The 15,262-nt window shown below is 55.2% G+C and carries 11 protein-coding genes and 2 pseudogenes; 4 read left to right on the top strand and 9 right to left on the bottom strand.

Translation table 11 applies throughout. The annotated features are described in order from the left end of the window. The first annotated feature begins 192 nt into the window (after positions 1 to 192). Positions 193 to 1,621: pseudogene (locus LOY55_RS14575) on the top strand (IS1182 family transposase). Positions 1,622 to 1,855: 234 nt separating this feature from the next. Here LOY55_RS14575 and LOY55_RS14570 read toward each other — a convergent pair. The 8 genes and pseudogenes from LOY55_RS14570 to LOY55_RS14535 all read right to left on the bottom strand — a co-directional run. After that, positions 1,856 to 2,131, bottom strand: a pseudogene (locus tag LOY55_RS14570) (OprD family outer membrane porin); the annotation flags it as partial. Then, a complete protein-coding gene (locus tag LOY55_RS14565) occupies positions 2,097 to 2,408 on the bottom strand; it encodes a sulfatase-like hydrolase/transferase (RefSeq protein ID WP_258668207.1) in 312 nt (103 codons plus the stop codon). The gene LOY55_RS14565 and the pseudogene LOY55_RS14570, both read right to left, overlap by 35 nt. Positions 2,409 to 2,865: 457 nt before the next feature. Next, positions 2,866 to 3,723, bottom strand: coding sequence for a hypothetical protein (locus LOY55_RS14560; RefSeq protein WP_258668206.1), 858 nt, complete (start codon positions 3,721 to 3,723; stop codon positions 2,866 to 2,868). Between the two features lie 188 nt (positions 3,724 to 3,911). Further along, positions 3,912 to 4,295 (bottom strand): nuclear transport factor 2 family protein, encoded by a 384-nt coding sequence (locus tag LOY55_RS14555; protein ID WP_258668205.1) that lies wholly within the window; start codon positions 4,293 to 4,295, stop codon positions 3,912 to 3,914. A gap of 69 nt (positions 4,296 to 4,364) precedes the next feature. Next, positions 4,365 to 5,600, bottom strand: a complete 1,236-nt coding sequence (locus LOY55_RS14550; RefSeq protein WP_258668204.1) for an MFS transporter — start codon at positions 5,598 to 5,600, stop codon at positions 4,365 to 4,367. Between the two features lie 114 nt (positions 5,601 to 5,714). Further along, the gene (locus tag LOY55_RS14545; RefSeq protein WP_258668327.1) at positions 5,715 to 6,338 is read right to left on the bottom strand and encodes a malonic semialdehyde reductase; all 624 of its coding nucleotides are present in this window, start codon (positions 6,336 to 6,338) and stop codon (positions 5,715 to 5,717) included. A gap of 23 nt (positions 6,339 to 6,361) precedes the next feature. Continuing rightward, the gene (locus LOY55_RS14540) at positions 6,362 to 7,357 is read right to left on the bottom strand and encodes a 2,4,5-trihydroxytoluene oxygenase (protein ID WP_258668203.1); all 996 of its coding nucleotides are present in this window, start codon (positions 7,355 to 7,357) and stop codon (positions 6,362 to 6,364) included. A 261-nt stretch (positions 7,358 to 7,618) separates the two neighbouring features. Next, entirely contained in the window at positions 7,619 to 8,485 is an 867-nt protein-coding gene (locus tag LOY55_RS14535) for a fumarylacetoacetate hydrolase family protein (protein ID WP_258668202.1), read from the bottom strand. 238 nt (positions 8,486 to 8,723) lie between these two features. Here LOY55_RS14535 and LOY55_RS14530 point away from each other — a divergent pair, with 238 nt between their 5' ends. Next, positions 8,724 to 9,344, top strand: coding sequence for a TetR/AcrR family transcriptional regulator (locus LOY55_RS14530; protein ID WP_258668201.1), 621 nt, complete (start codon positions 8,724 to 8,726; stop codon positions 9,342 to 9,344). 186 nt (positions 9,345 to 9,530) lie between these two features. On the opposite strand, the gene LOY55_RS14525 is transcribed toward LOY55_RS14530, so the two are convergent. Then, entirely contained in the window at positions 9,531 to 10,445 is a 915-nt protein-coding gene (locus tag LOY55_RS14525; RefSeq protein WP_258668200.1) for a LysR family transcriptional regulator, read from the bottom strand. A 155-nt stretch (positions 10,446 to 10,600) separates the two neighbouring features. Between LOY55_RS14525 and LOY55_RS14520 the strand changes: the two genes are divergently transcribed. Together LOY55_RS14520 and aceE are read left to right on the top strand one after the other, a co-directional pair. Beyond that, positions 10,601 to 12,121 carry a CoA-acylating methylmalonate-semialdehyde dehydrogenase gene (locus LOY55_RS14520; RefSeq protein ID WP_258668199.1) on the top strand — a complete coding sequence of 507 codons (1,521 nt, stop codon included), beginning with the start codon at positions 10,601 to 10,603 and terminating at the stop codon, positions 12,119 to 12,121. Between the two features lie 485 nt (positions 12,122 to 12,606). Further along, complete coding sequence (gene aceE / locus LOY55_RS14515) at positions 12,607 to 15,252, top strand: pyruvate dehydrogenase (acetyl-transferring), homodimeric type (RefSeq protein ID WP_258668198.1); 2,646 nt, start codon at positions 12,607 to 12,609, stop codon at positions 15,250 to 15,252. The last annotated feature ends 10 nt before the right edge of the window (positions 15,253 to 15,262 follow it).

Below are 15,262 nucleotides of genomic sequence, written 5' to 3'. Positions count from 1 at the left end.
ACCACCCAGCGTGGTGAATAGGTTCTGAAGTGACGGCCAACCTTAATGTCTTCCAGTCTGAAATTTCGACTTTTTCAACAGAATTGGCCGATTTCTGCCTGTCGCGACCGGCTGAAAACGGCCCAGAGTGTGTAAAAACGCCTTCGTGAACCCTTGCTATGATTTCTTAGGATTTCATCGTAGGGATCGCCCATGAAGCGCTTTATCCAAGGTGAACATCGAGGCCAAGGCACCTTACTTCCCGAGAGCCTCGACGACTACGTCAGCGATACCAACCCGGTGCGCGTAGTCGACGTCTTCGTCGATGAACTCGACCTGGCCAAACTGGGTTTTGACGGTGCCATTCCGGCCGACACTGGCCGACCTGCTTACCATCCCTCGGTCTTGTTGAAGATCTAGCTACGGTTATCTCAACCGCATCCAGTCGAGACGATGGCTGGAGCGAGAAGCTCAACGCAACGTCGAACTGATGTGGCTGACCGGGCGTTTGATGCCGGACTTCAAGACCATCGCCAACTTCCGAAAAGACAACAGCAAAGCCATCAGAGGCGTCTGCCGCCAGTTCGTCGTGTTGTGTCAGCAGTTGGGACTGTTCGGAGAACATCTGGTCGCCATGGATGGCAGCAAATTTAAAGCCGTCAACAACCGCGACCGCAATTTCACCAGCGCCAAACTGAAGCGGCGAATGGAAGAAATTGAATCGAGTATCAATCGTTACCTGACGGCACTCGATGCTGCTGATCGGCAAGAACCAACAGCTACCGAGCCCAGCGCCGTGCGGCCGGAAGAGAAAATCGCCAAGCTCAAAACTCAAATGAAAGAGCTTCAGGCGATCGAAATTCAGCTCAATGAATCACCGGATAAACAGGTCTCACTGACCGATCCAGACAGCCGCTCCATGATGACGCGCGGCACGGGAATTGTTGGCTACAACGTGCAGACAGCGGTCGATACGCAGCACCATTTGATCGTTGCGCACGAGGTGACCAACGTTGGTTCCGACCGCGATCAACTCTGCTCGATGGCCAAGCAAGCCCGCGAGGCGATGGCCTCAGATACGTTGTCGGTGGTGGCTGACCGAGGTTACTTCAAAAGCGAACAAATCCTCGCTTGTCACGATGCAGGTATTACCGCCTATGTGCCCAAGCCGATGACCTCAGCAGCCAAAGCCGATGGGCGTTTCAACAATGATGCCTTCATCTACGACGCTTCAAAAAATGAATACATTTGTCGAGCTGGCGAGGCACTGATCTGGCACTACTCCTACGTTGAAAAAGGCCTGAAGTTGCATCGTTACTGGAGTTCGAAATGCCAGGGCTGCGCGTTGATGTCGCAATGCACCCCGAGCACGGAACGACGAGTTCGACGCTGGGAGCATGAAGTTGTATTGGAGGAAATGCAGCTTCGGCTGAGCAAAGCACCGGAGATGATGCGCGTCCGAAAACGGACGGTTGAGCATCCCTTCGGGACGCTCAAACAATGGATGGGGACGACACACTTCCTGACGCGAAAACTGGCCGGAGTGAGTGCGGAGATGAGCTTGAATGTTCTCGCCTACAACTTGAAAGGGGTCATGAAAATCATCGGTGCCAACGGTTTGATTAAAGCGCTGTTGGCCTAAAAAAGGCTGATTTTGGCCCATCCCAGAGACTGTAAAACGGCGTTGACGTGTTCCAGGTCGCGATTGATGCGACACGCAGCATTTGCCTTGTGATCGTTCCGCCACGAACGTCAATGATCCAAGACGATGAGGCCATGAGCGTTTTTACACACTCTGGGCCAAAAGCAGTCACTCACGTATCCGGCTGAATGGATAACCCTACCCGCTGTCACAAGTCACGCATTCTGTAACCTACTAAAAAATACTGAATGGATAATCGACTATCATGCGGTACTCATCTGCGTTCGAATTGCCACGGATATTGCCCGGAGCCGTATAGCCATCACCTGTACGGTGAGCAGCCCAACGCAGCGTTACAGTCACTCCCTTGGCCTTGCCGTCTGGCACTGCATAACGCAGGGCCACATCTCGTTCCCAATGATGAGCATCCTTTCCCGAAGCATTGTAAATGTATCCATAGCCCGGGTTCGCGGGGTCAACCCCAGTCAGGTCCGCTTCGCCTCGGGTATAGGACGTGCTGAGCTGCATGTTTGAAGGCCGCTCGCCCGGCAGTGCAGGTCTGCTCGCCATAGGCGTGGGTAAAAGAGGTGCCCTCTCTCGCAATACGGTCGATGCTGGGCGTTTCGTAACCCATCAGCCCTTGGTTATAGGCGCTGATATTGCTCACCCCGACATCGTCGCCAAAGATCACCAGGATATTCGGCTGCGCAGCACTGGCAAGTGGAAGACCCGCACAAAGCGGGACCACGAGCGCCAGGCGAGTAAACCACTGTCGTGCATTGAGCATTTCTTATTCTCCGATCATCGTGGCGACAGTGCGGCAACTCAGTGAGACAAGGACAAAAGGTGTCCTTGTCTGATTGTCACCACGCTCATTTGCACACCACTGTTATTCACAATGGAAGAATGATTGGAAGCACCATCAGACAAATTGTATTCATTGCCTCTGCTATAAATTTTCGTGATGACCGCTTATTGGACACTGATCTGGAAAGAGGTCCGCCAGATGTAGCTACAAAGTTAAATCCATCGTCGAATGCAAATAACATAAGCTTTGTATGAGCGATCCCTTAGGGCGATTGCGGCCCCTCATGACAGCCAGAAACCGGCCGTTAGATGCACAAAAAATAGGCGCCCCTATGGGCGCCCAAAACCGCCTCCCAACCAAGGAAGCAAAAAGGAAGCGGTAACTCAATGGTTAGCGTACGCGTTGGACAGAGTCCGCTAGCATCATACCTATCGGTTCAGAAGTGCCACTCAAGATGCACTGTCGGTGCGTAGGTGTCAGTACCCGGTTTGTGGATCGCTCCATATTTGTGTTTCCAGTACTCGTAGCCCGGTCCGATCAGCAGTTTGTTTTTACTGCCAAAGGCTATCTGCCCCACATCGACCATTAACGACGCGCGAACCAGGCTTTCCTCGGCCGTGTCCTGTTTAAAATAATCCTTGCCCTTCTGCGTCTTGTAACTGGCGAACCCTTGGAATTTGAGCGGCACACTGCCCAGTTGAAATGGGAAACCCCACACCATGTGCAGCACGTAATACGGATCGAACTGAATGTTCTCGGTCTGGCAAGCGTTCAACCCACAATGGTTCCATTCCATGGCGTAAAGCAGGCTGATATCCAGGTACCCGGGCACGTCGAACTTGAGTGTCGGGCCCACCACCAACATGCGCTTACGGGTCGCGAATTCGGTGTTCTTGTAGTTGAGTTCGACCCCACTGCTCAGCGCCACTTCCTTGACCGGACCGAAAGCCATTGAACGGTCAAAGACCTTGCTCAGAAACAGTTGATGGCGATAGACCAGATAGGCTTCTGTCGCGCCGGAGTTACTGTCCTTCTTCGGGTCATTGCTGTCGGACTTCAGGACGTCCAGATTGAAGAAGTTGGAACCCGTGTCATTGCCGCTGACATGACCCAGTTGGTAGATCTCCTTCTGGACCTTACCCCGCACGCTGGGCTCGGTGAAGTCGGTGCCATAGCGAAACCCGACAAAGGTATCGCTCCATTCCTTGGCGTTTACGCTGGTCGTGGCCAGGCTCATTACGCCAGCAGCCAGAAGTGCCTTGAAATACGTTTTTTGTAGTTGTTGTACGTACATAGTCAAGATTCCAATAAGTTCAGCCATGTGTTAGCCGTATGAACAGTGTTTCAGCGCTATGGATTTCAGGCGTGAGAACCCCGCGCCCGCTTAGTCATAACGACCGGGATCAAACGATCAAATGCACTGCTAGTGACTGAAAACGGTCCGACGCAGACGGTGAAACGCTTGCGCACTTAAAATCAACTTCAACCTCTAGAATATCGCGTGGACTGCCAGGCCATTATTTGCCAACCCGCGTCGCCCTCTCTCCAGACGCTGATATAACGCGAGTTCAACAGCATGGGCTCACCCCGAATAATCACATCCATGTCGATCAGCCCGGTGATGACGGCGCAGGTTCCTACCATACGTATGCGCTCTTGCTGACTGTCGAAACTTCGATAGTGCCAGATCCCTGCGCGCATTCCCTGCAGATAGTCACTCTTGCTATCGCTCTTACCATCGGAGTGGCTATAAGTAAGATCGTCGGTATAGATGCCTTCCAGAAAGTCCATGTCCAAGTCGATCATCGCCTGACGACGGCGTACTTCAAGGGCTTCAATGTGTTGTTTTGTCTGTTGCTCTAACATGCTTAAAACTCCGTGCTTGGCGGTTGATCGCATCCGCGATTAGCGGAATAACCGAATGAGTACTCTCATCTACGAATGGCGGGTTTCCAGTGGCGCGCTTTGCGCAGAATTTACCTCGGGGATTTCTGCATGGGGCATGAAAAACATGGTGATCGTTGCCAAGGCAAAGAAGCCTGCGCAGACCAGCAACCCCAACGCCAAGCTGTAATGGGTGGCAATACCACTCAACAGTAACGGGGCAAACGCCGCCAGGCCGCGGCCGAAGTTGAAGCAGAAGCCGGCACCGATCGTGCGCACCCGGGTGGGGTAAAGGGCGCTGAAGTACGACGCGAACAGACTGGCAAAGGCATAGAAGAAGGCATAGACCGGCCCCAGCCAGAACAGGATGGCGTTCTGTGTGGTCAGGGCATAAATCGACAGCATGACGGCACTGCCCAGCAGTGAAAGCAACGTAGCGTTTCTTTTGCCGATGTGGTCGGCAATGAAGCCAAATGCGTTAATCCCGATGAACGCGCCGATGTTCAGGATTGCCATGAAATTGGCCATCATGCCCATGTTTAGACCACGCTCTTGCACCAGGTAGGTCGGCAACCAAGTGCTCGCGCCCCAGAAGCCGATGACTGCACAACTGGCTGCCAGGGTACCCAACAGGGTCAGCCGCAGCAGTTCAGGAGCAAAGATTTCGCTGACCGAGACGCGCATCTGAAGCTTGGGGTTGGCAAGGCTCTTGGCCTTCTGCTCTTGCCATTCCCGGGATTCGGGCACAAAGAAAAAGAGGTACGCCACTGGGATCAGCGTCGAGATACCCGCCACCAGAAATAGCATCTTCCAGTCCGGCAGGTAGTTTGCCGCGGCCATTGCCGCGATGGCGGCGCCGATCGGGAAGGAACTCAGCACAAAACCGGTCGCTCTTGCACGCTGATGCGCAGGCCAGGTCTCCGTCACATAGGCAGAGACAATTCCCCAGACACCACCCAGCCCCAACCCAGAAAGGAAGCGAAGCAACAGGAGCAAGGCCCAACTGTGGGTAGTCGCAACCAGGGTGGTCAGCACACCAAACACAATCAACGATATGAGCAGTGCCTTGCGTCGACCAAAGTTATCGGAGTACCAGCCGGTGGTGATGCTGCTAAAACCGATACCCAGCAGGGTCGCCGAAGCGAGCATACCGGCCTCGTTGAAGCTCAGGCCGAGATCCTGGCGGATCACCGGCAGCGCGATAGTCAGCAGGATGATTTCCATGGCATCGAACAGATACGCCAGGAAGCCGCCGACAAGCACATGCCACTTCGAAAGAGATTTCATCGTGGTTTTCCTTATTTTTGTTGTTGTGCCAGTCCGATGGATCGGGCGCGATCAGCCAAAGCGCGCAATCAGTCGGGCTGGGGGATTTACTTTTTTTACGGAGGGCGTAGTCAGTTAGAGGAGCAGGCAGGCTTCCTCAAATTCGAGACGCGGGCTGCGTGCAAATAACTTGGCGGTATCGCCATAACCGAGGTTGCATAAGAAGTTTGATTTGATCTGCATGCTGGCAAAGGCAGGCGGCCGGTCGGTGTCAGGGGTGAAAAAAGCTTGATCAACCCACTGATGATCAAACCCGGACATGGGACCGCAGTCGAGCCCCAAGGCGCGCGCCGCGAGGATGAAGTAGCCGCCTTGCATCGAACTGTTGCGTAGCGCCGTTGACTCGATCAACTCCGGCTGCCCAGCAAACCAATCGCGCACGCCGGGATTGTGCGGAAACAGCTTGGGCAATTGCTCGTGGAATAGCGTGTCGTAACCGATGATGGCAGTCACCGGTGCACTTATTGTCTTTTCAACGTTGCCAGCGCTCAGTGCCGGAAGCAGGCGCTGTTTAGCCTCGGCGCTACGCACAAACACGATACGTGCCGGACAACCGTTAGCACTCGTCGGCCCCCAACGCATCAGGCCATAAAGGTTTTTGAGTGTGTCATCGCTCACTGTTTGATCGAGCCAGCCGTTCTGGCTTCGGGCCTGGCGAAACAGCAGGTCAAGCCCCTGCTCGGTCATTGCTTTACTCATGGCATCGGTCCTTTTGAGAGAGATCAACTGTGCCGCTGGCGGGACGTCGCAGACCGAGGTTCGGTCTGTTGCGTTTCACACTTGCCACCAAGGAAATACTCCACCGACATCGGTGGCCCCCACTGATAGAGGCTATCGTCACAGGCTTGGGTGAAGCCTGACGGTGAGTCCTGGTTGAACAAGTCACCGTCCGTGAAATGCTCGATGAGGTTGCCGGACGGGTCGCTCCAGTAATCGAAGATCTGGCTGCCCAACACATGTCGGCCCACCCCCCAAAATGGCGACCAGCCTTGCTGGGTCATCCAAGCATGTCCCAGGCACTGCGCGTCGAAGTCTTGAACCTCGTAGGAAACGTGATGGACGAAGTCTTTTTCCGCCTGGAACAGTGCAATGGTGTGATGGTCAGTCCATGCACTCCCACGGTTCAATCGCAGGAAGGCCGCCGCCGGGCAGTCCCGATTGGGCTCTTCAACCACCAGATCGGAGGGCAGCATGCCAAGCACCTGCTTGTACCAGTCCAGATGCGCGACCATGTCCTGTACGCCGATTGCCGCATGGCCGAGACGCAACACTTGCGCAGCACCTTTATTGGGGCGTTGCACATCGCCGAAGCGCTGTTTTTCTTGCGCCGAGTTAATGGTCAACGCCGCGCGAAGGTCTAGAGAACCCACCGGTTCAATGCCGTGGACCAACTCAATCCGGCGGCCGGACGGATCGTGCAGCACGACACATTGCCCACCTCCGGGCCCCTCTAGTGCGTGGATGGCTGACGCACCCGACAGCTGAGTGGCCTGGTGCAGGTCGTCGAGACTCTCGACGGCGAATGCAATGGCGCCAAAGCTGCTGTGTTCGGCCTTTTCGGCGATATACACATAAGGCAGCGAACAGGCCCCACGCAGGTAAAGCCGCTGTTCGGTCCGGTGCATAACGACCAGGCCGAAATCGGTCAGGAAGCGTTCGATCACCGCGAGATCGGGATGACAGTAGACGACGTGGTTGATGTCTTTTATCTGCAACACGAAAGTGCCTCCTTGGCCGCTTTCAGAGCGGTGCTCTAGAAGCGGGCCATCGACAAAACTCAAGGCTGCCCGGTTGGATTTGTTCGGGCACACCCTTCAATGAGCGGAACAACAGGTCCGTCGATTTCAGGGCAGCAGGGTCTGCGAACGGCAAAGTCGTTCGGCAAACATGTGACAGCCATGGATCGATGGGTCAGCCGTCGGCCACGTGCAGCCGGATCGGTTGTTCCGCTATCTCGAAAGTGAATCTGACGCGTGGCTTCAGACCGATGAAGGCTCGTCGGCAATCAAATTGCTCAGCGTGCCGAGTCCTTCGATTTCTACGGTGCACAGATCGCCAGGCTTCATGAACAGCGGTGGACGGCGCGCCCAGCCGATCCCCGCAGGCGTGCCGGTGACGATGACATCACCGGGCTCCAGAGTGACTGCTTCACTGAGGGTGGAAATCAGGTCGACGACGCTGAAGATCATATCCGCGGTGTTGCCCTGCTGCACGATCGCCCCATTGAGGCGAGTCACCAGTTTCAGGCCGCTGGCGCCTGGTGGCAGTTCGTCGGCACTGACGAAGGTCGGGCCAAACGCGCCCGTAGCATCGAAGTTCTTGCCAATCGTCCATTGCGGCGATTTGAACTGGTAATCGCGGATTGAGGCTTCATTGAAGATCGCATAACCCGCAACATGTTCCAGAGCGCGATCCTTGGTGATGTGTCGGCCACCGGTACCAATGACGACCGCCAGTTCACCTTCGAAATCCAGTTGCTCGGAGACACGGGGACGAATGATGGGTTCGCCATGGCCAATCAGGCTCGAGGCGAAACGAGGAAAAAACGTTGGGTAGGTCGGCTGCTCGTATGGGCTTTCCTTGGTGTGATCGGCATAGTTCAAGCCGACACAGACAATCTTGCCTGGACGCTCGAGAGGTGGCAGGTAACGAATTTTCGACGGATCCAGCAAACGCGCATCGCTCAAACGCTCGTGGGCGGATTTCAATGCGCCCTCACCTGCCTGGAGCAGGTCATGGAGCGAACCCGGGTAGCCGGCTTCGTTTTCGTTCAAACCGCGCAGGACGCCCGCTTGCTCAATACCCAGCCCTTTGGAAGTGCCTTCTACGAATCGTACAAAACGCATGATCTGTGCCTCTATTATTCTTATGTATTTTCGAAATGGTACGGTACGTTACCGTACCCTTGAGACGAAAGGTGCACCCAAACGAAAAGCGGGTCAAGAGTGCTGAACACCTTTTTTGTAATTTTTTTTGGCTTACTTAAACGTTCGATGCATGCCTGTCCGGCTGGAACGCATACCTAGAGCCGCGTACGCTATGGCAAACTTCGCAGCGTACTTTTTAGGAATACCCGAGCGCCACATGGAAACCCCTACCCCCAAACAGGCAGCAAAGCGGCAAAGCATTCTCAAAGTGGCAACCGACATGTTCCTCACCGATGGGTACTCCGGGGTCAGTGTCGACGGGCTTATTGCGAAAACCGGTGGATCAAAGCGCACGATCTACAGCTACTTTGGCGGCAAGGAAGGGTTGTTTTCGGCGATTATCGAGCAGCTCTGTGCGGAGAATGTCAGCCCCCTCACCCACATGGATCTCAAGCAACAGCCCTTGCAAGACGCCCTGTCGACCATCGCGAAGATCTTTCTGGATGTGGTGCTTTCACCTCGCACCATCGCCCTGCACCGCTTGATTGTTGCCGAAGCGCTTCGAGCTCCGGAGGCGGCGCGGTCGTTCTTTGACGCCGCACCGGCGACGGCTTACAACTGCCTGGCCGAGTACTTCAAATGGGCCGAAGAAGCCGAACTGATCACCTCAGGCAACGCCCATATCCGCGCAAAGATTTTCCTCGATGCCCTGACCGGTGATCTGCAATTGCGTTGCTTGCTCGGGCTTGGCAAGTGCCCTTCGACATCGGAAAGGGAACACCTGATCACAGAGACCATCTCCATTTTCATCAACGGCGTGTCACCCAAGCAGTGTTAGGCCGTGGGATTGCTTTAACTGATCAATGAGTCGATTGCGAAGCTAATGGAATCGCCTTTCAACGCGCCAGTCGATATTTGGATTAAGGCTTCTGCTGGACCTTTAACATTCGCAACAGCGTGAATCCCTAATTTCGTGGTGCCCACCTAGGCATCTCAACCATAATGGTTAGAGATACCTAAGGAGTCAGATGCTATTTGATAGCACTTCAAGACGACCCATTAGCAGCCTTTGGTTTGCATCCGCCATCTCACGTAAGAAACTCCAGGTCGCCTTCATCCGAGCAATGTCCTTGAACTCAATTGGCATCAACATCCAGAACGTCCTGGTGAACTCGATCTGCTCACCCAGCACTCGTTTTAAACATGGATCCGCATCTGCAGAGAATGATGGAAGAATGGCAATGCCCGCCCCGGCTGCGGCGGCCTGTTGCTGCGCGAGAATGCTGGTACTCCGTAGCACAATGTGACGGGGCTGACCTATTTCATCGAGATAAAGCAGTTCTTTGCTGTACATCAAGTCTTCGATATAACTGACGAAATTGTGTTTACTCAGATCTTCGCGGCTTTCAATTGACGGATGCTGCGCCAAATAACTGCTCGAGGCATAGAGCTTGAGCACGTAATCAGTGAGTTTAGTAATGATGAACGGGCCACGTACCGGCCGCTCTAAGGTAATTACGATATCGGCCTCATGTCTCGACAGTTGCACCATGCGCGGTACCGCCAATAAATCGATACGTAGATTTGGATAGCGCTTGGTTAGCGCAACCAATTGCGGAGCGAGCATGGTGGATCCGTAACCCTCAGTCACACCGATCCGCACCTGCCCGGAAAGACTCTCTCCCTGCCCAGCTTTGGATTGTACGATTGCCGAGCATGCGTTTTCCATCGCCTCTGCGTGTGGCAACAGATTCCGTCCCGCTTCAGTCAAGCTATAGCCCGTAGTTGCTCGAAGAAACAACTGAGTATCCATGCTTTTTTCCAAAGCCTGTACACGGCGTGAAACCGTCGTGTGGTCAACCCCTAATCTACGCGCAGCCACCGTCAACTTGCTTGCACGGGAAAGTTCTAGGAAGTAGCGCAAATTGTCCCAATCCATGAAACACACCTCATAGCCGTGCAAAAACGCAGAATAACCCTGCGCCAAGCCACATTGCTACAAGCAAAAATGCACTGCTAGGATCAATGCCAGGGTTCTCATCGCATCGCGGTGAGATCAGCCACCGAAACTTCTTTTGAAAGGCTCGATTGATCATGGCAGCGCAAATCAACGAACGTACAGTACCAACCGTCAAACTGATGATCGGCGGCAAGCTGATCGAATCCACCACCAACCAATGGCGCGATGTGGTCAACCCGGCCACCCAGGAAGTCCTAGCCCGCGTACCCTTCGCCACAAGCGAGGAAATGAATGCTGCTGTGGCAAGCGCGAAGGAAGCCTTCAAAACTTGGCGCAAAACCTCCATCGGCACACGCGCGCGGATCTTCCTCAAGTATCAGCAATTAATCCGCGAGAACATCAAGGAGCTTGCGGCGATTCTTACTGCTGAACAGGGTAAGACCCTGCCCGACGCCGAGGGAGACGTCTTCCGCGGCCTTGAAGTGGTCGAGCACGCGGCCAACATCGGCAATCTGCAAATGGGGGAGTTGGCCAACAACGTGGCCGGCGGCATCGACACTTATACCCTGCTGCAACCGTTGGGTGTATGTGCCGGCATAACTCCATTCAACTTCCCGGCGATGATCCCGCTGTGGATGTTCCCGATGGCCATCGCCACCGGCAACACCTTCGTCCTAAAACCCTCCGAGCAGGATCCTATGGTCACCATGCGTTTGGTCGAATTAGCGATGGAAGCCGGAGTTCCGCCGGGTGTACTCAACGTGATTCACGGTGGAGTCGATGCAGTTAATCTGATTTGTGATCACCCGGACATCAAGGCGGTGTCTTTTGTTGGTTCGACTAAGGTTGGGACCCATGTCTATAACCGCGCCATTCTTAATGGCAAGCGTGCACAGTGCATGATGGGTGCAAAGAACCATGCCATCGTCATGCCGGACGCGAACAAGCAACAGACGCTCAATAACTTGCTTGGCGCCGCTTTCGGTGCGGCCGGTCAACGTTGCATGGCACTGCCTGTGGTCATCCTGGTAGCCGAAGCACAGAACTGGCTGCCGGAACTTATTGATAAGACCAAAACCCTAAAAATCGGTGCCGGAGACGAAGCGGGCACTGACATCGGCCCCGTAATTTCTAGTGCTGCGTTAGATCGCATCAGTAGCCTGATCGCCATGGGCATCAAGGAAGGTGCGGAGCTGGAGTTGGATGGACGTAACCCGCAGGTGAGTGGCTACGCTACAGGCAACTTCGTCGGCCCAACGATCTTCTCCAACGTCACCTCCGAGATGAGCATTTACCGAGAGGAAATCTTCGGGCCAGTGCTCTGTGTGATGTCCGCAGCTACGCTCGACGAAGCGATCGCCCTGATAAATGCCAATCCGAACGGCAACGGCACTGCCCTCTTCACTCGCTCCGGTGCTGCGGCTCGCCACTTCCAGGAAGAGATCGATATCGGTCAGGTCGGCATCAATGTGCCCATCCCGGTACCAGTTCCATTGTTCTCCTTCACTGGCTCGCGCGCGTCTAAACTCGGCGACTTGGGTCCATATGGCAAGCAGGTGGTGCAGTTCTACACTCAGACCAAGACAGTTACCCAGCGTTGGTTTGATGAAGACGAGGTGGGTGGCCCAGTGAACACTACTATCACCCTTAAGTGATCTACGCGTGCCCTAGTCAATCTCTGACTACGGCACGTGACCGCTGAATGTTTTCTGTTGAGCGTCACCATTACACGAAGCGTTGTTGATGATAGCGCATGCGTTTGTTGGGCAACTCCGATGGTTTTGAAAACCAACATTCTTCGATGACGGGATGTCCGAAAAGCGACAAGTACACACGTCCCTGCTGCGTCTGAGCCTCAAACAGCAGCCTTGCCGAGTGCTGCACCGGGCAGCGTTCATGTCCAAACAGCAAGTTTTTTGGAGGCCTTCACTGATGACTTGCAACTCAGAAGTCTATTCGGATAGCTGCCTGCATCCCTACAAACGAGACAGAGCGCCTAATCTAACAAATCGCATCCATTGCTTAGACGCCAACAACCGGCTGAGCCCGCCACTCGTGTAATCAAACGCAAGATCGCCCCCTTCTAAATCAGTGAACAATCGACTTTCCATACTGAAGGCCTTTAACTCTGGAGCAAGCCATGCAAGATCTCGATCCCGTCGAAACTCAGGAATGGCTGGACGCCCTGGAATCGGTTCTCGACAAAGAAGGCGAAGACCGTGCTCACTATCTGATGACCCGTATGGGTGAACTCGCAACCCGCAGCGGTTCGCAGTTGCCCTACGCCATCACCACGCCTTACCGCAACACGATCCCCGTTACCCACGAAGCACGCATGCCCGGCGACCTGTTCATGGAACGCCGCATACGTTCATTGACTCGCTGGAATGCTGTGGCTTTGGTGATGCGCACCAACCTGCAGGACTCTGATTTGGGCGGGCACATTTCCACCTATGCCTCTTCAGCGACTTTGTATGACGTTGGCTTCAACTACTTCTTCCAGGCCCCGACCGACGAACACGGCGGCGATCTGATCTTCTTCCAGGGCCCCGTCGCTCCGGGTGTCTACGCCCGTGCGTTCATGGAAGGTCGCATCACCGAAGACCAGATGAATAACTTCCGTCAGGAAGTCGACGGTCAGGGCCTGTCGTCCTACCCGCACCCATGGCTGATGCCTGACTTCTGGCAATTCCCGACGGTATCCATGGGGCTGGGCCCGATCCAGGCGATCTACCGGGCACGTTTCATGAAGTACCTGGAAGCCCGTGACTTCATCCCTGAAGGCAAACAAAAAGTCTGGTGTTTCCTGGGCGACGGCGAGTGCGACGAGCCGGAATCCCTGGGCGCGATCTCCCTGGCTGGCCTCGAGAAGCTCGACAACCTGATCTTTGTCATCAACTGCAACCTACAGCGCCTCGACGGCCCGGTTCGCGGCAACGGCAAGATCATCCAGGAACTCGAAGGCGTGTTCCGCGGTGCCCAGTGGAACGTGACCAAAGTCATCTGGGGCCGTTTCTGGGACCCGCTGCTGGCCAAGGACGTCGACGGCATCCTGCAACGTCGCATGGACGAAGTCATCGACGGCGAATACCAGAACTACAAAGCCAAAGACGGCGCGTTCGTGCGTGAACACTTCTTCAACTCGCCAGAACTCAAGGCGATGGTTGCTGATCTGTCCGACGACGAGATCTGGAAACTCAACCGTGGCGGCCACGACCCGTACAAGGTCTACGCGGCGTACCACGAAGCGGTCAACCACAAAGAACAACCGACTGTCATCCTGGCCAAGACCATCAAAGGTTATGGCACCGGCGCCGGCGAAGCGAAGAACACCGCGCACAACACCAAGAAAGTTGATGTTGAAAGCCTGAAGCTGTTCCGCGATCGTTTCGACATCCCGGTCAAGGACGAAGAGCTGGAAAACCTGCCGTTCTTCAAGCCGGAGCCAAACAGCGCCGAAGCCCGCTACCTGAGCGAGCGCCGCACTGCATTGGGCGGTTTCGTACCACAACGTCGTGCGCAGAGCTTCAGCGTGCCGACCCCGCCACTCGATACCCTCAAGGCCATCCTTGACGGTTCAGGCGACCGTGAAATCTCTACGACCATGGCTTTCGTGCGGATCCTCGCGCAGCTGGTCAAAGACAAAGACATCGGCCCACGCATCGTTCCGATCATCCCGGACGAAGCCCGTACCTTCGGTATGGAAGGCATGTTCCGCCAGTTGGGCATCTACTCGTCCGTCGGCCAGCTCTACGAGCCAGTCGATAAAGACCAGGTGATGTTCTACAAGGAAGACAAGAAGGGCCAGATTCTCGAAGAAGGCATCAACGAAGCAGGCGCCATGAGCTCCTTCATCGCCGCCGGTACTTCGTACTCCAGCCACAACCAGCCAATGCTGCCGTTCTACATCTTCTACTCGATGTTCGGCTTCCAGCGTATCGGCGACCTGGCATGGGCCGCCGGCGACAGCCGCACCCGTGGCTTCCTGATCGGCGGCACCGCCGGCCGGACCACGCTGAACGGCGAAGGCCTGCAACACGAAGACGGTCATAGCCATATCCTGGCCGCTACCATCCCGAACTGCCGCACCTTTGATCCAACCTACGGCTACGAGCTGGCGGTGATCATTCAGGACGGCATGAAGAAGATGACCGAAGAGCAGCAGGACGTTTTCTACTACATCACCGTGATGAACGAGTCCTACCAGCAGCCAGCCATGCCGGCCGGTGTCGAGGAAGGCATCATCAAGGGCATGTACCTGCTCGAGGAAGACACCCGCGAAGCGGCGCACCACGTTCAGCTGATGGGCTCCGGCACCATCCTGCGTGAAGTGCGTGAAGCGGCGAAGATCCTGCGTGAACAGTTCAACGTCGGCGCCGACGTGTGGAGCGTTACCAGCTTCAACGAACTGCGTCGCGACGGCCTGGCCGTTGAGCGCACCAACCGTCTGCACCCTGGCCAGAAGCCTAAGCTGAGCTATGTGGAAGAGTGCCTGAACGGCCGTAAAGGTCCGGTCATTGCCTCGACCGACTACATGAAACTGTTCGCCGAGCAGATCCGTCAGTGGGTACCGTCCAAGGAATTCAAAGTCCTGGGCACCGACGGTTTCGGCCGCAGCGACAGCCGCAAGAAACTGCGTCATTTCTTCGAAGTTGACCGTCATTTCGTGGTGTTGGCAGCCCTGGAAGCACTGGCTGACCGTGGTGACATCGAACCTAAGGTCGTGGCTGAAGCCATTGCCAAGTTCGGTATCAACCCGGAAAAACTCAACCCACTGGACTGCTGAGGAGAGATTC

The organism is Pseudomonas sp. B21-040 (assembly GCF_024748695.1).
Classification (GTDB): domain Bacteria; phylum Pseudomonadota; class Gammaproteobacteria; order Pseudomonadales; family Pseudomonadaceae; genus Aquipseudomonas.
The sequence above is the reverse complement of the archived record's forward strand: the minus strand, read 5'-3'. Positions and strand labels throughout refer to the sequence as shown.